This is a genomic window from Mycoplasma simbae ATCC 49888, assembly GCF_000702705.1.
Taxonomy (GTDB): domain Bacteria; phylum Bacillota_I; class Bacilli_A; order Mycoplasmatales; family Metamycoplasmataceae; genus Mycoplasmopsis; species Mycoplasmopsis simbae.
The window spans coordinates 1-25,148 of the sequence record NZ_JNJG01000005.1 but is presented as its reverse complement, the minus strand read 5'-3'; the positions used below and the strand labels follow the sequence as shown (position 1 = coordinate 25,148).

Genomic DNA, 25,148 nt, shown 5'->3' with positions numbered 1-25,148 from the left:
CATAAATTTATTGTTTTTTATGTGTTGCTTACCTTAAAACAAATTAAAAAAACCAACATTTGAATATTGGCTATATTGTGTTGGTTTTTTTAATTTAATTAATTATTTAATTTCGAATTTTTTCAAAATGGCGTCAACATCCATCTCCAAAACATTATCAATTTCTTGTTTTGCGTTTTCAATTATTTTTTTCTCTTGCTGTGTAGATTCGCCGTAAGAAACTTGATAATTGACCGCAAAATTTTTAACTGACTTTGCTTGTAAAAAATTTGCACTAACAATATTTTCCGCTTTTAGCTTACTAAAGCCATCATTAACCGAACTTTCACGATAATCTTTTACTGATTCAATTTGAATAGTTAAATTATCGTTTCTAGCTATAATTTCAGTATTTTGGTCAACCACTTCAGCTTCAATAACTTTGTATGGTTTTGTTTTTAGTTGCTTGAACAAAGGTTTGCCAAGATGTTTTTTAGATACAGGTGCAACATTAGCGACTTTAATTAATTTTAACTGGGCGTTCTCAGTTAAAAGACCAATAACGTCTTCTTTTTCAACCATAACAAAAGCGCTAACAAGATCATTGCCACTTAAAAAGCAAGACTTGACACCATTTGATTTGGTACCATAAATTTGCATGTCGTTTTCAGAATATAATGAACACAAACCATTGTTAGTTACAATCAAAACATCTTTATATCCATTTGAAACTTTAGCTCCTACCAGCTCATCTGAATCTTTTAAATTAATTGCTGTAAAAGTTTTGTTGTTTCTAGATACAAAAAAGTCCTTTAATAAAACTCTTTTTCCTTGACCAAATTTACTGATTAAGGCTATATAAAGATTGTTGTTAAAATTGTCTACTTCAATTACCGACACAACCTCTTCTCTGGGTTGAAGTTCTACAAATTCGGAAAGATGCGAGCCATATTCTTTTCATTTACTTTCTGAAATTTTATAGATAGGTATTAGAGCATAGTTACCAAAATTGGTAAAAACTAATAAATTATTGGTTGTATTTGCATTGCCAAAAAACAATACCTTATCATCTTCTTTTAAACCAAAAGTGTCTCAAGAATTTGATTCATTAACTCTAGATGAAAAGCGTTTTATGTACCCGTGTTTTGTTAAGCTTAAGAATATTTCTTCGGCCACAACTAAGTCAGCTTCATCATATTTAATTTTGATTTCGTCCGAATTTATAGTTGTTTTTCTTTCGGTACCAAATTCTTGTTTGATATTTTTTAATAATTCAATAATTCATTGATCAAACTTACTAGGGTGATTTAGTAAAATATTGCATCTTTCAATCATTTTCTCAAGTTCGTTTTTTTCATCCACAAAAGCTTGTTTATCAGTTTTTGATAATCTATACAATCTTAATTCAGCAATTGCGGTTGCTTGATTTAACGTAAATGAAAATTCTTTAACCAAATTGTCTATTACGCCTTGTTTACCGTTTTCGCTTTCTCTAATTACTTTAATAACTTCATCACTAATTTCACTAACTTTTATAAATCCCTCGACTATTTCTAGTCTTGCTTTATATTTGGCTAAGTCAAACTTAAGTGTTTTAGTTTTTACATCTTTAACATGTAAAATATATTCACCTAACATCTGTTGCAAGTTACACAAACGTGGCGAATTATCAACAATGGCAACATTATTAATATTGTAGTAAACTTGCATTTCAGTCTTTTGCAACAAAAAGTTCAATATTGTTTCAGTATTAGCATCTTTTTCAAGAGTGATTATAATGCTTATACCGTCTCTATCGGACATATCTTTTACATCCACTAATCCACTAATATTTTCACTATTTATTAATAAATCAATGTCGCGCACTAGCTTGCTTTTTATCACTCCATAAGGAATTTCACTAATTTCAATAAATTTATTTTTGTTATCCTCAGATATTTTATATTTTGAAACTAATGTGATTTTGCCTCTACCCATTGCAAAAGCATCTAAAATTCCTTGCTGTCCATAAATTACTCCACCAGTGGGAAAATCAGGCCCTTTAATATATTTCATTAAGGTTTCTAAATTTATTTCTGGGTTTTTGATTTTCTCAATTGTGGCATCAATAATTTCGTTTAAGTTGTGTGGGGCAATTTCAGTAGCAAAACCTGATGCAATACCTTTGGCTCCATTAAGCAATAAATTAGGAATAATAGAAGGCAAAACAACAGGTTCTTTTTCGCTATCATCAAAGTTTGGTGCATATTTAACTGTGTTTTTCTTTAAATCCCCAAGAATATATTCGCTTATTTTTTGCAATCTTACTTCAGTGTAACGCATAGCAGCAGCTGGATCATCATCGATGCTACCTACGTTTCCATGCATCTCAATCAAAGTTTTACCCATTTTTCAGTCTTGAGCCATTCTAACCATAGCTTCATAAATTGAACTATCTCCGTGTGGGTGATATTTACCGATAACATCACCAACAACCCTTGCAGATTTTTTGAATGGTTTGCTAGCAAAAAGGCCTAACTCGCTCATAGAATACAAAATTCTTCTTTGCACAGGTTTTAATCCGTCTCTAATATCAGGTAAAGCACGTTGTTGAATAATATATTTAGAATAGCGGCTAAATCGATCAGCCATAATAGAATCAATATTTTCGGCGACAATTTTATCAACCAAAATATCAATCTTTTTATTGATTTTTTCGCTCATTATTCCTCCTACACTTCGTAATCATCTTCCATAGTGAATTCTACATTTGCATTAATTCACTCTTTTCTAGGTTCAGCGTTATCACCCATTAAAGTTGACACTCTTCTTTCAGCCAATGAAACATCATTAATTTTTACTTGAATTAGCGTTCTAGTGGCAGGATTCATTGTAGTTTCTCAGATTTGGTCTGCATTCATTTCTCCAAGACCTTTATAACGCTGAACCTCAGCGTTTTTAAAGTTAGATTGTTGCAATATATCTTTTAATTCCGCCTCTTCTCAAGCATATACAACTTCTTTTTTGGATTTTGTAGATTGAATTTTAAATAGAGGAGGAAGAGCAATGTAAACCATTCCAGCATCAACTAATTCACGCATGTGTCTAAAGAAAAATGTTAATAATAATATTTGAATATGTGCACCGTCAGTGTCAGCATCGGTCATAATCACAACTTTGCCGTATTGAGCTTTTTTAATATCAAAATCTTCACCAACTCCTGCTCCGATTGTGTTGATTATTGTAGCAATTTCTTCGTTCTTTAAAATTTCATAAAGCCTTGCTTTTTCAGTGTTTAGCACTTTTCCTCTTAAAGGTAAAATCGCTTGAAATTTTCTGTCGCGCCCTTTTTTAGCTGTGCCACCCGCAGAATCACCCTCAACTAAAAACAGTTCTTTTTCCTTAGCGATTTTTGATTGAGCAGGGGTTAATTTTCCACTTAAAATTTGTTTTTCTTTAAGAGCGTTTTTCGCTGAACGAGCTTCTGCTCTAGCTTTGCGGGCATTAGCTCTAGCTTCTGCTGCTTTTTTAATTTTGTCAAGAATTTTTTTAACTAATGGCTTGTTTTCGATTGATCAAATTTTTAGATGTTTTAAGGCGACTTCCTCAACAACACTCTTAGCTTCCGGCGTACCTAATTTATCTTTAGTTTGACTGACAAATTCAAGATATTTTTCAGGGATTTTAACACTTACAATAATTGTTAAACCCTCACGAATATCATCTCCATCAAAAGTGTTTTTACCTTTGATAAGTTTTTCGTCCATAGCAATCTCATTAAAGGTTTTTGTTAGGGCTGTTTTTAGACCAATTTCATGTGTTCCACCATCTTTTGTTTTGACATTATTAACAAAAGATAAAATAGTTTCATTATAGCTATCAGTATATTGAAAACCGCACTCAACTTCAATATCACGTTTAGTTTCTGAGAAAGTATACACTTCGCCAATTGCGTTTTTAGAATCGTTCATAAATTCAACAAAAGCTCTAATTCCGTTTTCAAATTTAAATTCGCTTCTTAAATCTTTAGATTCGTCAATTAAAATAATTTTTAATCCAGCGATTAAAAAACTGCTTTCTCTTAAACGTTCAGAAATTTTTTCATAGCTAAATTTTGCGCGTTTAAAGATTTCATAATTTGGCCAAAATTCTACAGTTGTTCCGTTTTTATTAGTTTTTCCAATTAATTTTGTTCTTTGTTCGATTTTTTCGCCGCCTTCAGTAAAAATTGTTTCATAAACGCCACCATTTTTATAAACGGTTGCTACCAACTTTGTACTTAATGCATTAACTACTGAAGCACCCACTCCGTGTAATCCACCTGAAGTTTTATATGCACTGCTATCAAATTTTCCACCAGTGTGTAGCTCGGTAAAGACTCTTTCTACTGCAGTTTTACCTGTCTCGGTTTTACCAACCGGCACACCGCGTCCATTGTCTTGAACAATTACTGAACCATATTTTGTAAGTGTGACTGAAATTTCATTAGCAAAGCCTCCCAAGGCTTCGTCAATAGAGTTATCAACTATTTCCCAAACTAAGTGATGTAACCCATTAACATCAGTGCTACCTATGTACATACCGGGGCGTTTACGCACGGCTTCAAGACCTTTTAATTGTTGAATACTACTTTCATCATATTTTTGCATATTAAAATAATACAATTTTTAACTTGTTTTTGTATGTTAAACATTAAATATTGATAATCATGTCAATTCAGCTTTAGATCTAATATAATAAAAGCATGTTAAAAATTTATGTATGTGGCCCAACCGTTTACCAAGATCCACACATTGGGAACCTAAGGGCAGTAACCACTTATGATCTGGTATTGAAAGCATTAAGGTTTTTGAATAAACCTTATAATTTTGTTCATAATATTACTGATATTGATGACAAAATCATCAAAAAAGCAATAGATTTGAATACAACTGAAAAAGAAATTAGTGAAAAATATACTCAAAAATATTTTGAATTATTAAAAACCCTTGATATTGATACCATAACACATTTTGAAAAAGTAACAGACAATATTGATCTGATTTCAAACTACGTTAAGCGTTTAGTTGATTCAGGAAGTGCTTACAAAGATATAAACGGAAATGTATGATTTGATGTTAAAAAACACGCAAAATCATATGGAGATGTGTCTGGTCAAAAACTAGATCAAATGGAGTTTGACGAGCCAGACCAAAACAAACATTTTGAAGCTGATTTTGCACTTTGAAAAGACACAACTATAGGTATTAAATACAACTCTCATTTTGGTTTAGGTCGCCCTGGTTGACACACTGAATGTTGTGCATTAATTGATAAGCATTTTGGGGCTGATGGGGTTGACTTGCATGGTGGTGGGATGGATTTAACATTCCCACACCATGAAAACGAAAATATTCAACACGTTGCACTTTATAATTCGCCTTTATCTAAAAAATGGGCACGCTGTGGTCAAATTAATCTTGAGGGCGTTAAAATGTCTAAATCTTTAGGTAATGTAATTTTACCTGACGAGTTTTTTGCTTCGCATGGAGCTGAAGTTTATAAGCTTCTTTTACTTACCGCTAAATTTACTGCTCCCATCAATATCACTGAAGAATTGATTCAAAGTTTAAAGTCTATTGAAACCAAATACAAAAAAACTTTATTTCAAATTTACACAAGTTTTGGTTTAGAAGCCGACTTTGAAACTAATCAATCACAAACTATTGAAATAATGAACGCATTAGCTGATTTCGATTTTGCTCAATACAATAAATTATTAAACGAAGCAATTAAAGACTTTAATAAGAATAAAGACTTTAAAACAGCTTCCGTAATCCACACAGTTTTAAACATCGTGCACCCTAGTTTATCAAACAAAAATGCTTTTGTACAAGGCGTTCAACTTTTTGACGAATGAACACGTTTTATAGAACAAAAAGACTATACAAACGCTGATAAAATTAGATCTATTTTACAAGAAAAAGGCTTATATTAACCCCTGGGTTTAATACGGAAAATATTATGAAAAATCAAACAAACAATTTGGAAAAATTAATGTTGTGGGGGCGAAACTCTGTTAACGACGCAATTAAAGCTAAATTGCCAATACTAGAAATTTTTGTTAACTCAGATTCGTTTGCACAAAAAATTAAAGAGCAAACTAATGTAAAAGTCAGCGTGAAGGATGAAAGATTTTTTACACAACTCACTAGCGAAAACCACCAAGGTATTGTGGCTGTTTTAAGAGATTTTCCTATCTATGATTTGTCTATTATTGAAAAGGAAAAACCTGAAAATGTGCTTGTTTTAGATCGAATTCAGGATCCACAAAACTTAGGAGCTATTTTACGAACAGCAAATGTTTTTGGTATTACGCACATTATCTTAACAAAAGATAGAAGTGCCGGCATAACATCAACTGTTTTAAAAATAAGTTCGGGTGGTTTTGTTGGCGTTAAGATCATTAAGGTAAGCAACCTTGTTGCTGCTTTAAAAAGACTTAAAAAAGCTGGTTATTGAGTGTATTCATCAGCTTTAAACGATAAAGCGCAACATTTTGACAAAATTGAATACAACAAACCTTCAATTTTAGTTATTGGTAATGAGGGTAATGGTGTTTCACAACCTGTTTTAAATGAGTCTGATGTAATAGTTTATATTCCTCAAAAAGGAACTGTGCAATCTTTAAACGCATCTGTTGCTGCTGGTTTGCTTATTAATGAAGTAACCAAGGGGTAGAATGAACTTATTCAAAAAATTTTGCCAACTTGATGTAAAACAAGTTGGCATTTTTCTTAAAAAGCTGAATAATCAACAACAAATTAAGGTTGTAGATCAAAGCTATGGGGATAGATTAAAAATTATTATTTATAAAGTGCTAGGTTGTTCCAAAACAATTCCGCTTGAATGCTCAGATATATATAATGAATTTTTGGTCAAGTTGCCGTCTATAATTGATTTGTTTAATGTAGAAAAAGATACAAATTTTGAATCTTATTTATTCAAAAGTGTGAAAAATTTTGCTTTAACAAGAGCTAAATATTGAAGCCGCAACAAGCGTTCTCATGTTGTAAATACATTGCAAAATATAGAAAATATTGATGTGGTTGATACATCATGAGAAAAAGGGTTGAATAGCGAAATAGAAAAAGTAGATATTTCAAATTTTTTACGGTGTACTAAGTTTTCAAAAACAAATTTTGATGCTTTATTTATAGATAAATTAAGCAATAATAAGTTTAATAATTTGGCAACTAGCAGTAAAAAGAACACTATTAAGCAAGAATTTGTAAAAAAATTAAACACTTTTATGAATTAGTGTACAATTAAATCAGTGCTAGGCACTTTTTTTATTTACCTCAATTAAGGAGTAAAATATAATTATGAAGAAAACCAAAGTTACACTTAGCTGTTCAGATTGTTTTTCAATGAATTATTCAACAAATAAAGGCTCTGGTAATTTAACTAGAATTGAAGTTAAAAAATATTGCCCAAAATGTCGAACACACACCGTGCATAAAGAGGAAAAATAATGGCGAATAAAGAACCAAAAGTTAAAAAATACAGAGTCAGACGCTTTTTTAAAGAGCTTAAAAGAGTTAGATGACCATCTAACCGTGAAAACTGAATCTCTTTTATAAAAGTTGTTGCTTTTACTGTTATTTTTACAGTAGTTGTTGTTCTTTTTGCGACATTTGTAACATTTATTTGAGGTCAAGCAGGAGTTAAATAGGAGTAAATTATGGAAGAAAAAAAATTCTTATGATACATGATTAGTACCGTATCGGGAAAAGAAGATATTGTTGTTGAATCATTAAAAAACAGAATAATTAGTGAACAAGTTGATGATTGTTTCGATAACAACGCTACACCCGATGGTGCATTCAAAATTTTTAAAAAGCCTAGTTTGTCAGCTAAAGAAGCTGAGAAAAAATTAAATGGTGAACCATACACAGTTAAAATGATTAACATGTACAGTGGATATATTTTTATTCACATGTATATGAGTGATGAGGCTTGATTTGTTGTGCGTAACACACAATATGTTACAGGTTTAATCGGTTCAAGTGGTAAGGGTGCAAAACCTACCCCAGTTACTGCTCGTGAAATCAAAAAATGCTTTAAATCAGAGGAAAAAATGTTGAGAGATTTCAATGAAGGTAAAATGGAAACTAAATTCACTATTGGTGAAATCGTTGAAATTATTGACGGTCCATTCAAAGGTCAAAGTGGTAAGGTTATTGAAGCAAACGACACAACAAAAATGGTTTCTGTTGAGGTTGAATACTTCGGTAGAAATGTCCCTACAGATTTTGAATATGATGTAATTAAATCTCAGGAAAAATAATAGAAAAAGACACGTCGTACGTGTCTTTTTTACTTAATTATTTCAGTTTGCATGTATGGAATTAGTTTTGTTGGAACAGTAACTGTGCCATCTTCGTTTTGGTAGTTCTCTAGGATTGCCGCAACTAATCTATCAATAGCTAATCCTGAACCATTCATGGTATGTGCATATTGATTTTCGCCGTTTTCATCTTTATATCTTATCATTGCTCTACGAGCTTGGAAATCACCCATGTATGATACAGAAGAAATCTCTCTGAATTGAATTTCAGAAGGCAATCATACCTCTAAATCTATGGTTTTTCTTGATGAAAAACCAGTATCGCCAGTACATAATTGTAATTCACGGTATGGAAGTTCTAAATGTTCAAGAACTTTTTTAGCTTGTTCAAGCATTTGGTCAAATTCTGCTAAAGCATCTTTTTCAGATGTAATTTTTACTAGTTCCACTTTTTTGAATTGGTGCAATCTTATAATTCCTTTAGTGTCCTTGCCACCGCTTCCAGCTTCAGATCTAAAACATTCAGTAAATGCAGTGTATCTTTGCGGTGTTGATAAATCTACTAATTCATTATTCAATAAGTTGGTCAAAGTAACTTCTGCAGTTGGAATTAAGTATCAATCATTACCATCAACTGAGAACAAGTCTTCTTTGAATTTAGGCAATTGACCAGTTCCAAATAAAATATTTGGTTTAGTAATAACAGGTGTAGAAAATTCTGTGTAGCCATCTGCTGTATGTAAATCTAATAAGAAATTTTGGATAGCACGAGTTAGTCTTGCTCCTAAACCTTTATAAACAACAAAACGAGTTCCAGATAGTTTAACTCCGCGTTCAAAATCAATAATATCTAAATCTTTAGCAACTTCATAGTGTGGTTTAACACGTGAAATTAAGCCTCTACCTAATTTATCATGCGTAGCTATAACAATGTTTTGCTTGTCTGATTCACCATAAGGAACTTCATCTAACGTAATATTAGGTATAGTTCATAACAATTCATTTGCTTTTTGTTCAATTTCATTGGCTTTTTGTTCAAGTGCAACTTGTTCTTTTTTAATTTCACCAGCTTGAGATCTTAATTCAGCTAATTTTTCTTTGTCATCCTTAAATTCAGCGAACGCTTTACTGAATTTACTTAGCTCTGCTTTTTTGCTTTGGGCTTGGTGCATTAGTTGACCTCTTGAATTTAAAAGCTCAACTAATTGATCATAAACAGCAATGTCAAAATTTCTATTTTTTAAATTTTCGCGTACTTTTTCAGTATTTTCTTGAATAAATTTGATACTTAACATAGATTTACCACCTTCGTAAAATAGTTTTTTAATTATATCACTTTTGAAACATTTATTTGGTTCTAACACAAAACAAAAAAAGTCGCTTTTGCGACTTGGAATTAAAATCCATTTTTGAATAAAGCAGTTGTTTTTGAGCCGTTATCAAAACCGTTTTTATAAATAGTTCTTAAATTATCACGATAGCTTCTAGTCTGAGCTGGATAAAGGTTTTTGTTTGTGCCATCAATTAAATTGTATGCTTTGATCGCTTTTTCACCCACTGCATAATCTTTAGACAATAACAAAGGAGTAAATCCAGCATTTTTACTTAAATCGCCGTATTCCAATGAGCTACTTACTGAACTATACACTCCTATCATTTGACCAAAATCATTGTATACTAACGAGCCTGATGCTCCATAATAAAGAGACGAGAACAGAATACTCATACTAAATCCATAATAATGTAACAATGTTTTGCCAAAAACTTTTGTGTATGGGGTGTAATTATTGTTTGTAACTTTTTCTTCAAATCTATTAGCTGGCAAACCAAAAGCTTGTGCGTTTTTCGGTTCTCTATTGTATCAATTTTCAGTAGAATTTCTTTCCAATGGATTATTTCTAGATCAAAAAGCGCTTCTATGATCTGGGTTAGCTGGATATCCACCAATATAAACATTTTGCGAATTTCATAAATTATTTTGATTTTGCCCTTTTTGAATGTATGAGGTAATGTAATCGGCAGTAAGCATATAATTTGAAACAGATTTATCTTGGTTTGGTAAAACCTCAGTTCGATTTAAGCGGTCTAGGTATGTATCTAAACCATTGATTGCATCCTTAAAAAATTTTGCATTTTGCTCACTCATTAAACTGAAGTCAACATCTATTTCAAATACTGCAAAATCGGTGTAAAATGGAACAAAATCATTGTTTTTTAACGTTCTTTTTAAGATATTTATTTCAGCATGGTCATCACTTGGATCAATATTGCTTTCATTATTTTCTAGGTAATTTATACGTTCACGAATTTGTTGTTTTACTTCATCTTGAATTGGATTTATATAACTTTTATCAATAAAATCATAGCCAGCGAACACAATTTTAGGTGAGCTTAAGCCAGCGATTTTTGTTGTGTTTAGAGCCTCAAAATCACTTGCACTTTGATTAGCGAATCTTGAATCGTTAGTTAGATAATGCACCTTATTGTCCTGGTCATCTTGATATCTAAAATTATTGTTTTTGGATTCAAAATTATTATTAACATTTGCGGCTTTACCAATTGAAATTGCTGTTGCTCTATAATTTGCGTCTCTGGTGTCTTTGTAATTCAATTCAGTATTTAATTCGTCACTTAATGTATTTGATAAATCTGAAATAACATGAAGATTTGTTGCTATAAACAATTTATATTTGTCTTCACTTGCTTTATGATAATCAAGCAATCAACCAGTACCAGATGAAGATGTAATAAATTGATTTTCATTAAAATCAACACCAAACTTTATTGCGAATGAGCGTTTATGTATTTCTTCATAAGCTTGTTGCTCGCTAATTTTAGTAAATTTATCAGCTCACTGAGGGTATCTGTGTAATTGTTTGTTTAATTCACTAAAGTCGGGAAAATTTGGCGGAAATACTGGCGGTTGAGGTACTGGATTAGGTTCAGGCTCAGGTTGAATCGGGTCATCATTATTACCTCCTTCACCCGGTTTTGGAGCAGGAGCAGGAGCAGGCTCTGGTTGTGGTGTTGGTTTAGGTTCTTCTTGTTTAGTATTTTCAATCAAGAAATAATTGTTATTCGATAATATTTCAATCTTTTTATTGCTTTTTGAATCAAAAAGATCAAATTCGTGTCTGCCGGGTTTCAAGTCATTTGGAATTATAAATGTTAGTGTGTTTGAATCTTTTAGTAATTTAGATTTGAACTTTTGATTAGAATCTAAGACTATTTCTACTTCAGATATTTTTTGATCTAAAGTAATCGATAAAATATATGAATCGTTGTCTTTATTTACCTCAACAGATGTAATTTTGTATTTTACTTCTTGTTGACACGAAGCAACAATGGAGGTAGATATTATGCCTCCAATAACGCTTAAATTAAGTAGAATTTTTTTATTCATGACTATTCAACCTCCAATAATTCAGTGTTATTTAATTAAATTTTATACTTTTCCTATCGTTTATATCATTTTTTATTATAATTAAAACACGTTTTATTAAATATAAATATTAATATATAAAACATCAACAACATAGGAGGTTCACATGAGTTTAAGAACATACCAACCAAACAAGAGAAAACACGTTAAAATTCACGGTTTTCGTGCAAGAATGAAAACAGCTAACGGACGTAAAGTTTTAGCTGCTAGAAGAGCAAAAGGTAGAAAAAGATTAACTGTAAGTTCTAAATAGTTTAAGAGAACAAAATGAAAAAAATATTTAGATTGCAAAAAAGTTGAGAATTCGACGCTGTTATAAAAACAAAAAAACAGGTTGTTAATAAGTACATGATTATTTATTTTCGTCCTGCTACCGAGTTTAAAGCCGGTATTACTGTTCCAACAAAATTTTGCAATGCTGTATTAAGAAATTATTACAAACGGCAAATGAAATCAATCATTCATTCATTAAACATTTATGATATGAAATTTCACCTTGTAGTAATCTTGAGAAAAGAGTTTTTAAATCAAAAATTCAAAACTAAACTATTGACAACCGAAGGGTTAATTAAAAAAATAAGATATGGAAAATAGATCGAAAAATTTTGATTATTTCAAACATAATCAAAATCCTAAGCAATCTAAAAACAAGAAAGAAATTTGAAAAAAGGTCTGACTTGTTGTAAAGATTGTTTTATACATATTGTTATTTGCTTTGACCATGGCTGGATGTATTCAAACAATGGTGGTTAAAAGTTCTAATTTCACTGGAGCCGGTACTGAATATTACCAATCTAAAGAACACATTTCACCAACAGTTGCTTCATTCAAGCGTGCAAAAGCACCAAAAAATGACAATAATCTTTTAGTTGGCGAGTATTATGAAATATTTTACTCACCAGAAACTAACTACCATTTAGCTTACAAAAACCACGCAGATGTTATTGAATCACTTAGATCTCAAACATCTAACGACGGGGGAGAATATGGTAAATCAGGTGGTTTTTCAGCTTCTGTTCAATATTTAGACCAAAAAGGCGAATTGGTACATGAAAACCAACCAATTTTAAAAGCAGATAAAGAATCTAGACACTTATTTATTGCTTCGTCAGCAACAAAATATGAATCTGTGTACAATCAATGAACACAAATTAAGGTTCTTGACCCTGATTTTAAATTTGAAAACCTTTTTGAAAAAACTGAAAGTGGCTACACAATTAAACCTGATGCACTAAAATTAACTCACCCAGAAAATAGTGGGTTAGTGCTTAAAAAAGCTTCATTGTTCAATATTTATAGTGATCAAGATGGCTTAAGTTCTATTCCTGCTCGCAAATTTGCTCGTGACGTTTTAGAGTTCTTGTATCGTGAAACTTTCTTGGATAGTGAAAACTACTATGCAAGAGTAATGACTTCAGGCGATACATATGAATCATTGATGACTTCTATAATTGATGGTTCAAAAACATCTTTAACATCTGAACAATACGACTTGCTTTTCAACTACAATAAAGTGTTGAAAACATACTTAGAAAACACAAAACTTGATAAAACAGGAACATATTTACCTCTACTTGATAAAGAGGGTGTGCAAAAATATGGGGACGCTGGAGAAAAACTTTATTCAACAATAGCTGCTGAATCATCTGTTTTAGGTGGTCCTAATGTTGGTGGCGACGGAGCAATTCCATTTGCTGCTACTGAACCACAAATTCCATTTTACTCATTTGCTTCAACATGATCATATGGTCCTTTCTTCTCGTTTGTGATTTACCCAATTGCTGCCTTAACTGTTGCTACAAGAACACCGCTTCCTAACGCAGCAGGTTGAAGTACATTCTTAGTTCTAGTTTTAGCTGTTGTGATTACACGTTTAGTTGCCTTAGCCATTACTTGAAAAGCAACAATGTCTCAGGCTCTACAAGAAGAATTACGTGCTAAAAAAGCTAAAATCGATGCTAAATACGCTGATTTTAAAAATAATAAAGAGATGCGTCAAAGACAACAACAAGAAGTTGCTGATCTATACAAAAAAAATGGAATTAGTCCAATGGATTCAATTCTTTCTCTAATTATTTCATTCCCAATTTTCATTGCTATGTGACGTGTTATTCAATCAGTACCTGAAATGAAATCTACGCACTGACTTGGCTTTGATTTTGCGGCTCTGTCATGAAGACGTTTATTAAACCATGGCGAATGATGATATTTATTCTTGCTTTTAGCCGCTACTGTTACACAAGTTCTATCAATGCTGGTGCCAAGAATTTTGAACAAGCGCAAAACTAAACACTTAACTATTGAGCAAAAACAAGCTCTACGTAAAAGCGACAGAATGCAATGAATTATGATGGCTGTATTCTTATTCATCACGTTAATATTTGTCGCTGGTGTGCAAGTTTATTGAGTAATTACTAACGTTTGGTCAATTCTGCAAGCAATTGCAATTCATTACTTTAAAAAATCTAAGTTCTATAAAGCAAGATATGGTAAAAAACTAATTGCATAAACAAGCTATAAGCTTGTTTTTTTACAACCTAAACAAACATATTACACATAAAAATGATAAAATTTATTCATAAGAAAAGAGGTGAATATGAAAATATATAGAATCAAAGAAACAAGCCCTTATATTACTTTACCAATTGAAAATTTAATTTTAAATGACCCAGAAATTACTGGTGATGTACTTATTTTGTATCAACATGATAACGCGATTATCATTGGTAACAATCAAAATGCACACGAAGAAATTAACCGTCAATACGTAATTGACAACGATATCAAATTGGCGCGTCGTAAATCTGGTGGTGGCGCTGTTTACCACGACATGGGAAATATTAACTTTAGCTTTATTACCGATTACAACAAACAAGGTGGCTATGAAAGATTTTTAGCCCCAATTATTGGTTTTTTACGCTCATTAGGTTTAAACGCGGAGTTTCACGGCCGTAACGATGTACACGTAAATGGTTGCAAAATAAGCGGAAATGCTCAATATTTAAGTAAAAACAGAATAGTAAGTCACGGAACAATTCTATACAATGTTGATTTAACCAAACTTTCAAACGCTCTTAACCCAGCGCGTATTAAATACGAGTCAAAAGGTATTCAATCAGTTAGAGCTCGTGTAACCAATGTTTATGACGAACTTAGTGAAAAAATGGACGTTGAAACATTTATACAAAAACTTATCGAATATTTCGTTGAGCACAATGATGGAGTTTTGTTAGAAGTTCCTTACGAAAAATATAAAGATCAACTACAAAAAATAACTGAACAAGTTAGCTCAGAAGATTGAATTTTCAATAAAGGAGCTACATTTAGCTTTAGAAGCGGCGACAAATTCAAAGGTGGTATCGTTCACGTTAAAGGTAACATTGAAAAAGGTATTATCAAAGATATCAGATTTGAAGGTGACTTTTTAAGTAAAAAAGATGTTGCTGAAATCGAACCATTATTCAACAATTTACCGCTAAAAGAAGACGAAATCAGAAAAGTCTTTGATTCTATTGACTTTGAAGAATACTTTGGTACAGTAACCAAAGATGAAGTTATTAAATTAATTTTAGGATAATAAGATATGATCAGAAAAACCGTACAACTTACAAACGAAACAATAAGCTATTTAACTGACGAAGATTTAGGTAATATTGTTGTTTTATTCTTACACGGTTTTGGGGATGAAGCTCAGCGTGCTTTATCCCTTTTTAAAACACCAAACCGTGTCTACTCAATTATTGCTCCCGATATGCCAGGTTGTGGTCAATCAAGCAACAATATTGCTAAACCGACAATGCAATATTATTGTGATATTGTCAATGAATTTATTGAAAAAATATTGCCAAATCGCCCGATTTATATCGTTACACACTCACTGGGCACTGTTCCCGCTTTATACAACGCTATAACTAATCCAAATATAAAACATATATTTGGTGTAACTCCAATTATGCCTAGAGATGAAAACGCTGAATCAATCGCCATAAGAACAAAATGGATGTTGCCAAGTAATGGTGAAGAATTTTATGAGTCGCAATTAAATTTATTTAGTCCTTACGATGATGATTGAATCAGAACTGAATCAGTTAAAAATAAAATTTTAAACACACCACCAACTTTTTTCGAACAAAGAAAACAAACTTTTGAAATATTGGCTAACCAAATTTTTGATACTGTTTTTGTTAAAGACTTATATTCCCGTTTTTATGCAAAACAACATAATTTCACTGCTTTTATTAGCAAAAACGATAACTATTTTGACTTTTCACGTGCCCAAAAATACATAAAACTGTATAATATTGATACGTGTGAACTGAATGATTCAGGTCATGCTATGTTCTATAAGAACACCCCACGTATTCATAGACATATTAATTATTTTATTTTAAAATCAGAAGGGTTATATTAATGGACTCTCTTTTAAGTTTGTTTACACTAAACAAGGCAAACCCTGTTTCGGCTTGGTTCGCATTTGTATTTGGTTTAGGATCAGTTATTTGTACTGTTTCGGTAGGTATACCTCAACTAGTCAACTTGCTAAAAACTAAAAAAACTCCTGAAGGTACAAATTTTGTAACGTTTTGAGTATTTTTCTCGGGAATTGTAGGATGAATGTTGATTGGTGCTTGAGACCCTGCCGAAGTGAAAATGTCTGTGGCTGCTTATGCTAATATAGTTTCAGCATTTATACTATCTTATACAATATTTTTCTCTTATAAATATTCTGACAAAAAAAATATTCAAAAAAAGGCACCGCTCGCTTTAATGTTTTCTCTTGGAATATCAACTCTTGCTGCAACTTTATCAATTTGAGCACTAGTTGCTGATTTACACATGCCAGACAAATTAATGTCTGTAATGATTGTGTTGTTCCCGTTGTTAACAACATTAAGTTTTTTACCTGTAGTTTTTAAATCTCTTGAGCAAAAAAAATTCCAGGGAATGTCGCCTGGTATGCTATACACTCTTTTAGCAATAAACATTTTCTGAATGTTATATTGAATTACACTTGCTATTAATAGAGGCGATGCAGGATCAGATATATTAACCGCAATGGTTTGGCAAACACTTGCATTATTAATCTATTCATCTCAAGTCTACTTGCTTCATATGGATAAATGCCTTATTAGAAAAAGAATTTTACGTAAGAGATGCAAAACTGATAAATAACATCAAAAAAAACCAACAATTGATTTTGTTGGTTTTTTTATTGCGTTAGTCTGAAAATATATTGAATCCCTGCGTCACTTTCAACTGAATCTACCAATTTTAAAAGTTCTTGTTTTTGTTGTTCGGTTATATTTTGCTCATTATTTATAGCATTAATTAAGTAGGTTTTATTTTCGTTTAGGTGCTTGTATTTTTTGATAATTTCATTAACTGCATCAACATAATTAGCATTTTTAATTTCATTGTCAAATTTGGCTAAAATATTTGCATTTAGGTTTGACCAGTCTGATTTAAGTGGCGAATTCACAAGTTTTGTTTCATAAATGTATGATAAGTCAATGTCAATATTGGCCAAATCATTAACATCAATACTGTTATTTGAATAATTAGAGTAAAAATCTTTAAGATTTTGAGATAAATTATCAAAGTTTTTAACCTTTTTGATTATTTCAGCGTTGTAGCGGTTTCTGCGATTTATTTCTGTTGCTTGGTTGGCAAAACTGGTTAAGTCGCTGTCATTAATAGATCTATCAACTAAACGTTTAAACGTGTCTTTTTCTGCATCGCTTAAATAATTTAAATTATCGATTTCCAACTTGTGTTTAGACTTCTCGTTTAGAAAATAAGCATCTTTTTTCAGCAACTGAACCTGTATTACTGAAGTTGTATTTTTCATATCATTAATGTACTTAGTAATTGTAGATTCATCCAAACTTTCTAGTTTTTGAACTTTCCTAATATGTACTTCTTTGAATTTATTACGAATGGTAGCATCACCTAAAACAACCTCAACACCAAACCTGCTTTTTTCTCTAGTTAGCTCATGTTTAAATGATTGTTTATCTAGCTCCGATATAGAAACTAACGCTTCTATCTGTGTGTTAATTTGTTTTTTATACTCTTCCAATCCCTTGATGTTGTTAGCTTCCTCATTGTATACTGATGTGTTTTTTTCAAAAATAAAATCATCAATAATATCGTTTTTAACATCTTTATCAAACAGTGTTATTAGGTTAATTGTTGAATTAAATTTTTCAGTTTTTTCGGAACTTTTTTGTATAAATTCTTGTAATTTTGTCTCAATGGCGGTTTTGTTATTGAGTTGAACAACAGCTGATTTCATCTCGATTTTCTCTTGTTCTGATATGTAATCAAATTTAGAAATTGTTGTTTTGGCTTTGTATTTAGATAATTCTAATTCATTTATGTTTGTTTGAGATGTATACAACACTTCTTCAATTTCTTCAATTGTTGTAGAGTTGCTAATTTGATCTTTAAATTGTTGCTTATTTTCAACATTCTCAGTATTTTCAATAGTGTTTAAAGCCTGATATCTTTTTGTTTCTAACGCTTGAGATTTTTTGTTTTTTTCTATCCCTTGAGGCTTAGATACAGCTTTAATATGTGCTATTAGTTCAGCTTTTTTATCCTGGCCAATATCCGCGTTGTTGTTTATTATATTTATTTGTTCTCTTTTTTTGTTAGCTAAATCTCTAGCGTTTTTTAAAACGCGTGCTAAATCTTCAGAATCATCAGGGGTTAGCGTGCTTAAAAAATAATTTATGACTTCAGGATCATGGAATTCAGTTAGCGATTTTAAAGAATTCAAATCAATTGTGTAGTTGTGGTGTTCACTAGCGTATTGCGAGATTGTTGATTTAAGTTCCTCTGTTGAAGTAATATTATCAATTTCTCTTTTAATATCTACATTTTTAGATTCTGAAAAATTGTTGAAGTTTTGCAGTTGTTGATGAGCTTTTTTAAGTTCACGTCAAAACTCGTTGGCTGCACTCAGTGCTGTGGTCCAGTCATCGTTACCGATAGCATCAAAAAGAAAACGTTTATAGAATTCTTTTTGATGTTGTGAGAGAATCTTATAGTTGTCAGAAAATTCCCTATAAATATCATTTCTTATACCTTCTATATCTAGTGCTTTAGTAAAATAGTTTTTGACTTCATCTTTGTTTCGTGCATTAAGTATGTCTTGAATAAGATTGTTTTTTAGTGTTTTGTTGGTGAAAAAATGTTGTTTGATTGTACCTAACGCTTTTCGTTTATAGTTCTCGATGTCATTAATTTCTTCAAAAATACGAATAGATTCTTCTAACGTTTGCGAATCAATAAGTCTTGATATATATTGCGTCTTGTGTTCGTCTTTTGAGTTTCTAAAACGATTTATTTCTTGTGTTGCAAAATTTTTGTAATAATTCAAAATTTCCATAGAGTCTACAATGGAATAAATAGAAGTAAAATCACTTGAATTTTCAATTGAAGAATTGATCAAATCTTTTTGAGTATTCGAAATATTTGCTAATTCATTTATACGCTTTTTATTATTATTTTTAAACTCAGTAAATATGAATTTTTCAAAGATTTTCTTGATTTCAACAACCGTTTTTGCTTGATTTATTTTATCTAGAATTTCTTCTTTTTCACTCGCTTCAACTAATTGAGAGTCTAAAACATCTTTTTTAGCTTTTTCTCTATATTTCAAAAGAATTTTATTGATATTTTCGTTGTTTTTAGCTATTAATCCATCAAATAAATCTCTATCTTTTTGGTTATTTGAAGCCTCAATTTTACTTTGATAAAGAGGTTTATCAACTTGTTCTATTCGTTGTGAATTTGAATCCAAGTTTTCAATCCATAAATTAAAATTAGCTTTATCAATTTCTTGCGAAACCTTATTTATTTTTGCTTCTAGCTCGCTTAAATCAACGCTATCTTTGTTTTTATCAATTTTGTCATCTGGTTTTATTTCTTTGTCTTCAATAGTGTTTATACTTTTTGTCAATTCAATAATTAAAGAATTTAATTTTTCTAAATTATCGTTATTTTTTGGTTTTTGGTTCTTATTAATGTGATTATAGATTTTACTTGACACGCTCAAGTCATTTTTAATTCTATCTTTATCTGTTGTTGAAATGGAAGTTTTCTTAACTTGATCAATATCTCTGTACATAATATTAATTTGTTTTAAGAGTATTTGATTATCCATATCATCAAAATCATGATTCTCAACCTTATTATTCACCCATGAATGAGCATATAACATAATCGCTGTTGTTGTCGTAACCGAAGCAATAATTGATAAAACCGATATTGTTTGTTTTTTTCTTGATTTCATTACACCCCGCTTTATTTAATTTTAACAAAATCAACGCAAATTTACTGATTTTTAAAGAAAAAAGCAACAAAAGTTGCTTCTTATCTTGATTTTATAAAGTATGCAGAGCCATTAATTCAAACGACGTCACCTAAAAAAACTTTGGAATTACGCCCTTCAGGCTTTTTATCATTTATTAAAATTTCATTATCAAGTAAAAAATATTTTGCTTGTCCACCAGTGTCAATCAATCCAACTTTTTTTAATAATTGACCCAAGGTAATAAACTCATCATTTATGTATACAATATTATTCATTTATCTCCTTAAAGGTGTAATAAGCTGTTTAGAGTTTTTATTTGATGAAGAAAGAATAAGAATTTTTTTGATATGTTCGTCAATTAAGATAGATATTTCACCATCAAACACCGATATAGCATCTTTCAAAAAGTTATAGTTTAAATCCATTTGGAACGGTTTACCTTCAAATTTAAAATCTGAAGTAGAATCAACAAATGAACCTATTTCGCTTACGTTGTTAACAATTTTAAATTCGCTCGAATTTACAGATATAGAAATTCTATTTTGCTTGTCTCCGTTTGAAATTCAAATTTTATTAAGTATATTATTGAATACATTTTTATCTATAGAAATATTGTATTGTATATTCATGTCATTAAATATTGGATCAGTATCTCTAAAAGGTATTGTTACAACTCTGGAAACAACTATAGTGTTTTCATATTTTATGCCAACTTTTACATCATTGTAAAACAACTCAACAATTTTTGGCGCATCAGAAGGAATTAAATCTTTTAAATCTTCTGCATCAACCGAGATATCAAATTTATCATCAATCATGTTATTTATTATCATTTTATAAGCAGCTAATCTGTGTGAATCAGTAGCCGTAAAGTTGATTGCTGAGTTTTTATATCTCATATTAATGCAACGGTATATTAAGTTATTATCCTCACTAGAAGCGTGATAAACATTTTTTATTGCTTTTTTTAGTTCGTTTGTATTAATTTCAATTTTTTTAGTATTAAATAAACTGTCGATCACAGGAAAAGTATTTTCATCAAGAGTTGAAATTTGATAATTTGAATTACCTTCAACTATATCCAATAAATTATTTACTGTTTTTGAAATTGTTATATTACCCGACAGTTTTTTAATAATAGATTTAAAAATATTTGATTGAACTAAAAACTCACCAGTTTCTTCAACTTTAATGTTTACATCATCAACAACCAATTTTTTAATAATATTGGTTGCATCATTAGCTGCTCTTAATGTAATAAAATCCGATTCAATTTTTACCAATACACATCTAAAACTATAGAATGTGCTTAGTGGATCTACATATTTTGAAACAATCTCTAATGCATCGTCCAATATTTTTTTATTAATTTTAAACTTCATAAAACTCCTTATTAATAAATAAAAGTAATATATTTTGTTAATTTGTGGATAAGTATAAAAACGACATTTTTAGCTATTTTTTAACCACAAAATCCGTTTTTTACACAAATACTCATTGTGGATAAAACCTATTTAAGTTTGTATATCTCCTCTGAGATAGCGGAAATAGCACGGTTATAGGTTTGATCGGTTAATTCTCTTGAAGCTTCAACTTTTTTAATAGCGTTAATAATGGTTGAGTGATCCCTATTCCCAAAAATTTGACCAATTTTTTCTAGCGATATTCCCATCTCTTCACGAATTATGAACATAGCTATATGTCTAGCCAGCACAATATCTTTAAGTCTAGATTTGCCCAAAATATCTTTCTTGCTAACTCGATAATATTTAGCGACATATTCAACTATTGACTCAGGTGTTATTCTTTCTTTGTTTGATGCAATAGAAGAAAGAATTTTATTTACTATAGCCTCAGTATACCTACCATTTGCGTTTTTTGCAATACCATCATTATAGAAAAATAATCTGTTAATTGCGCCTTGCAAACTCCTAATGGAATCGTGAAAGTTACGTGCAATAAATTCTTTAGCTTCTTTTTCTCAATTATCTGGGTGCATATTTTTAATTTCAATAAAATACTCAAGAATTTTCAATAAATCAGCTTGTCTTGGGTTTTTTATTTGAACCTGCAAACCCATTGTTAATCTGGTAATTAGACGCTGATCAAATGTTGAATTTAAAGAAATAATCGATTTATCTGAACAAAAAATAGTTAATTTGTTTGTGTTTATCCTATGATCCAAAATTTGATTAATTATTTGTAAAGTTGATTTTTTATTACCCTGGCCATAATATTGAAAATCATCAAACATTACGACATCTGCATTGTTTAAATCATCTGTTGTAGCTTTTATTTTGGCTTGATTATTTTCTTGCAAAAGCATTGATATATCCGAAACAAAATCAGCTGGATTCAGATAAATAACTTTTTTATCTTGCTTATTTAATTCATTACCGATAGCGTTAAGTAAGTGTGTTTTACCCAATCCTGAATTAGCAGAAATAAAAACCGGATTAAAATTAAAATTTCCTGCAGCTATTTCTCTACCAATTTTTATTGCTTCGCGGTTAAAATCGCCCTCAACATAAGTTTCGAACGTGAATTCACGCACAAATGTGTCGTTATTTTTTCGCAAAGTCTTAATTATTTGCTTTTTAACCTCTTGAACTTTTTGCGTAACTATTGGATCAGGAGAAACAATTTTTTTAATCGCTTTTTTGTGTTCAATGGAGTAAGAGGCATTAAGATTTAATATTTCGCTTAAAACTTTTATAACTTTGTCGTTAAACGAAGACTTGATGATATTAATGCTATCTTTACTTAGGTCAGTCTCAATTGTAACAAACCCTGCTGTCACATCAACTATACGCAAAGGTAGAAAAAAACTTTTAAAAAGCATTTTATCACTGACTTCAATCGCCATAGACTTCAAAAATGCTTCATTAATTGCTATATTTCTGCTTTTTTCAATTTCATCTTTACGCATATTTCCTCCGTGTTTATTAGTAAATCATATTCAATTTTTTATTATATGGTTAATATAATATGAATATAAAACTTATACACAACTTATCAACAAAATTATTAACATAAAAAATATCTATTTTATAGGTAAATATGTAAAAATTCTACGTTATATACATTCACAAAAACATTGTGGATAAATTGTGTTATTAATCCTTAAAAAACTACTTTATCCACAGTTCATAACTACATTTACGTTTTTAATTTACAATAATACTAATTATGAGTTTAAAAGAGTTAAAAATTAATAATAAAAACGCAGGCGAAACTATCGAAGAAAGAGGGCAGTTTAAAAAAATTCTTTCCGGTGGCGAAAAAAGCAACTGAGATTACACTCTAGCCATTTTTGTGACTGATTCAGGAGTTTCACACCCTGTTTTTATGACTGCAAAATCAATTAAATTGATGACACCTTATGAAGTTGTTTTAGGTAAAAATAACAGTAAAAAATACAATTCGATGGTTTTGATCTCATTGCAACTTAGCCAACCTAAAGATAACGATGAGTTCAAAAAAATACTTATTCGTTCTAACATAGGTATAGGTTTAACCACTGTTGAAAAAATGGAACAAAAATTCGGAACCGATTGACTAAATAAATTTAAACAAGATGATGAACCATTTAAAACAGTTTTAAAAGATAAACAAATTGAAGCGTTAAGAAAATTTATTGACGAATTTTCGGATCCAAGTCTTAACTTTTTTATCGCCAAAGGATTAGAACGTTTATATAACTCTTTAACTGCTGAGTTAGGTAAAGATAACCTGCTTGACAAAATCAAAGAAATAGATCCATACTCACTGGTTTTTAATTTAGATTACGAGTTTGAAATTATAGATAAGCTAGCAACACTGCTTGATTTATCAGAAAGTGATTTAAGACTAAATGCCTTAATTTACGAAGCTGTGACGCAAATTAGCTTTAACAATAACTCAACACTGGTTGAAATAGATAACATTGTTGATTTTTGCTTAAAAGACTATAAATTGTATTCGGAAGCATCAATAATTTCAAGAATTAAAGATATGATCAATAAACAAACATTGTATTTTGATGTTGAAACTTCTAGAGTTTCAACGCATTCAATGCAACAAAAAGAAATGTACATAGCTGCCAGATTATTAAGTCTAAATCACACCTATTCCAAAACCAAAACAGTTGCAAAATATTCAACCTTATCAGACCTACAACAACAAGCATTTGAAAATGCAATAAACAATAGTGTTTCTTTAATTTCTGGCTTCCCAGGAACTGGAAAATCATATGTGATTAAGTCAATAGTTGATTATTTCAAGGCTGAAAAAATATACAAAATTGATAAAGAAGTGGCAATTGTTGCACCTACAGGTCGAGCAGCATCAAATATTGCATCAAAATCAGGTTATAAAGCTAAAACTATTCACAGTTATTTTTTAATTGGTAAGTCAGATTACAAAAACAACTCAACTTCATCGCTAGTAGATTCAAATCATAAAGTTGTAATTATTGACGAGTTTTCAATGGTAAATACTGATATTTTTTGATTAGTGCTTAAAAAATCACCTAACCTAGAAAAAATTATTCTTGTTGGCGATAATGACCAATTACCATGTATAGGGCAAGGGAACTTCATAGAAGGGATTTTGGATAGCAATAAAATTGCTTTTACAAAGCTAGTTGATATTTTTAGAACAGATAAAAACGAAATACCGCAACACTTTTTAGCAATCAAAAATAACATCGAACCAAGTCTACAAACAAACGATGTAGAGTGAAAGGATGTAACAAGTTTAAGATTCAACGATGCTTTAGTTGAAATCTATTCAGAAAAAGTAGAAAAATTTGGCCTAGAAAACGTTGTGGTTTTAGTCCCTATGCACAAAACTGAACACGGTATCAAAAACATTAATGAAATATTGCAAAGATGAAATTTGTTTAGAAATAAAGACATAGACAACAAACAAAATTCTATTAGTTTTGGTTCAGGCCCTACCGAGCGAACATTTTATTTAGGTGACAAGGTTGTTCAAAATGAAAATGACTATGATCTAGACGTTTATAACGGGGAAATAGGTTACATTTCTGCGTTTTCAAGCAACAAAGACTTAATTGAGGTTGATTTTGGTTACAAAAAAGTAAATTACGGCCGTTC

21 protein-coding genes are annotated in these 25,148 nt (G+C 30.6%); 13 read left to right on the top strand and 8 right to left on the bottom strand.

Translation table 4 applies throughout. The annotated features are described in order from the left end of the window. Nucleotides 1–102: 102 nt before the first annotated feature. Together parC and parE are read right to left on the bottom strand one after the other, a co-directional pair. On the bottom strand, nt 103–2,610 hold the full coding sequence (parC, locus tag T329_RS0101075) for a DNA topoisomerase IV subunit A (protein WP_425411727.1): 2,508 nt from the start codon (nt 2,608–2,610) through the stop codon (nt 103–105). An 80-nt stretch (nt 2,611–2,690) separates the two neighbouring features. After that, nucleotides 2,691–4,607, bottom strand: coding sequence for a DNA topoisomerase IV subunit B (gene parE, locus T329_RS0101070; protein WP_029608598.1), 1,917 nt, complete (start codon nt 4,605–4,607; stop codon nt 2,691–2,693). 95 nt (nt 4,608–4,702) lie between these two features. Here parE and T329_RS0101065 point away from each other — a divergent pair, with 95 nt between their 5' ends. The 6 genes from T329_RS0101065 (at nt 4,703) to nusG (ending at nt 8,287) form a co-directional block, all read left to right on the top strand. Then, the gene (locus tag T329_RS0101065) at nt 4,703–5,935 is read left to right on the top strand and encodes a class I tRNA ligase family protein (protein WP_029608597.1); all 1,233 of its coding nucleotides are present in this window, start codon (nt 4,703–4,705) and stop codon (nt 5,933–5,935) included. Nucleotides 5,936–5,961: 26 nt separating this feature from the next. Continuing rightward, a complete protein-coding gene (rlmB, locus tag T329_RS0101060) occupies nt 5,962–6,678 on the top strand; it encodes a 23S rRNA (guanosine(2251)-2'-O)-methyltransferase RlmB (RefSeq protein WP_425411726.1) in 717 nt (238 codons plus the stop codon). A gap of 1 nt (nt 6,679) precedes the next feature. Continuing rightward, nucleotides 6,680–7,258 (top strand): sigma-70 RNA polymerase sigma factor region 4 domain-containing protein, encoded by a 579-nt coding sequence (locus T329_RS0101055; RefSeq protein ID WP_029608595.1) that lies wholly within the window; start codon nt 6,680–6,682, stop codon nt 7,256–7,258. A gap of 64 nt (nt 7,259–7,322) precedes the next feature. Continuing rightward, complete coding sequence (gene rpmG, locus T329_RS0101050; protein WP_029608594.1) at nt 7,323–7,472, top strand: 50S ribosomal protein L33; 150 nt, start codon at nt 7,323–7,325, stop codon at nt 7,470–7,472. Then, a complete protein-coding gene (secE, locus tag T329_RS0101045; protein ID WP_029608593.1) occupies nt 7,472–7,672 on the top strand; it encodes a preprotein translocase subunit SecE in 201 nt (66 codons plus the stop codon). The genes rpmG and secE overlap by 1 nt, the downstream gene beginning before the upstream one ends. Before the next feature lie 9 nt (nt 7,673–7,681). After that, nucleotides 7,682–8,287 (top strand): transcription termination/antitermination protein NusG, encoded by a 606-nt coding sequence (gene nusG / locus T329_RS0101040; protein ID WP_029608592.1) that lies wholly within the window; start codon nt 7,682–7,684, stop codon nt 8,285–8,287. 29 nt (nt 8,288–8,316) lie between these two features. Here the strand turns inward: nusG and serS are convergent, their stop codons facing one another. Together serS and T329_RS0101030 are read right to left on the bottom strand one after the other, a co-directional pair. Next, nucleotides 8,317–9,582, bottom strand: a complete 1,266-nt coding sequence (serS, locus tag T329_RS0101035; protein ID WP_029608591.1) for a serine--tRNA ligase — start codon at nt 9,580–9,582, stop codon at nt 8,317–8,319. 101 nt (nt 9,583–9,683) lie between these two features. Then, nucleotides 9,684–11,690 (bottom strand): MIP family Ig-specific serine endopeptidase, encoded by a 2,007-nt coding sequence (locus T329_RS0101030; protein WP_051630117.1) that lies wholly within the window; start codon nt 11,688–11,690, stop codon nt 9,684–9,686. A gap of 145 nt (nt 11,691–11,835) precedes the next feature. On the opposite strand from T329_RS0101030, the gene rpmH reads away from it, so the two are divergent. The 6 genes from rpmH (at nt 11,836) to T329_RS0101000 (ending at nt 16,901) form a co-directional block, all read left to right on the top strand. Then, nucleotides 11,836–11,982 carry a 50S ribosomal protein L34 gene (gene rpmH, locus T329_RS0101025; RefSeq protein WP_029608589.1) on the top strand — a complete coding sequence of 49 codons (147 nt, stop codon included), beginning with the start codon at nt 11,836–11,838 and terminating at the stop codon, nt 11,980–11,982. A 14-nt stretch (nt 11,983–11,996) separates the two neighbouring features. Further along, a complete protein-coding gene (gene rnpA / locus T329_RS0101020; protein WP_029608588.1) occupies nt 11,997–12,323 on the top strand; it encodes a ribonuclease P protein component in 327 nt (108 codons plus the stop codon). Next, entirely contained in the window at nt 12,313–14,238 is a 1,926-nt protein-coding gene (yidC, locus tag T329_RS0101015; protein ID WP_051630116.1) for a membrane protein insertase YidC, read from the top strand. Before rnpA ends, yidC begins: the two co-directional genes overlap by 11 nt. Before the next feature lie 87 nt (nt 14,239–14,325). Next, nucleotides 14,326–15,306, top strand: a complete 981-nt coding sequence (lplA, locus tag T329_RS0101010) for a lipoate--protein ligase (protein WP_029608586.1) — start codon at nt 14,326–14,328, stop codon at nt 15,304–15,306. Nucleotides 15,307–15,312: 6 nt separating this feature from the next. Then, entirely contained in the window at nt 15,313–16,140 is an 828-nt protein-coding gene (locus T329_RS0101005; protein WP_029608585.1) for an alpha/beta fold hydrolase, read from the top strand. After that, on the top strand, nt 16,140–16,901 hold the full coding sequence (locus T329_RS0101000; protein ID WP_029608584.1) for a PQ-loop domain-containing transporter: 762 nt from the start codon (nt 16,140–16,142) through the stop codon (nt 16,899–16,901). The genes T329_RS0101005 and T329_RS0101000 overlap by 1 nt, the downstream gene beginning before the upstream one ends. A gap of 37 nt (nt 16,902–16,938) precedes the next feature. Here T329_RS0101000 and T329_RS0100995 read toward each other — a convergent pair whose 3' ends face one another. The 4 genes from T329_RS0100995 to dnaA form a co-directional block, all read right to left on the bottom strand. Further along, nucleotides 16,939–20,028, bottom strand: a complete 3,090-nt coding sequence (locus T329_RS0100995) for a GA module-containing protein (protein WP_029608583.1) — start codon at nt 20,026–20,028, stop codon at nt 16,939–16,941. Between the two features lie 80 nt (nt 20,029–20,108). After that, on the bottom strand, nt 20,109–20,324 hold the full coding sequence (locus T329_RS0100990) for an RNA-binding S4 domain-containing protein (protein WP_029608582.1): 216 nt from the start codon (nt 20,322–20,324) through the stop codon (nt 20,109–20,111). Next, nucleotides 20,325–21,431: a DNA polymerase III subunit beta gene (locus T329_RS0100985; RefSeq protein ID WP_029608581.1), complete on the bottom strand. Its 1,107-nt coding sequence runs from the start codon at nt 21,429–21,431 to the stop codon at nt 20,325–20,327. Nucleotides 21,432–21,559: 128 nt separating this feature from the next. Further along, nucleotides 21,560–22,978, bottom strand: coding sequence for a chromosomal replication initiator protein DnaA (gene dnaA / locus T329_RS0100980; protein WP_051630113.1), 1,419 nt, complete (start codon nt 22,976–22,978; stop codon nt 21,560–21,562). Between the two features lie 260 nt (nt 22,979–23,238). Between dnaA and T329_RS0100975 the strand changes: the two genes are divergently transcribed. Further along, nucleotides 23,239–25,148, top strand: a 1,910-nt coding sequence (locus T329_RS0100975; protein WP_029608580.1) for an ATP-dependent DNA helicase, incomplete at its 3' end; no start/stop codon positions are given.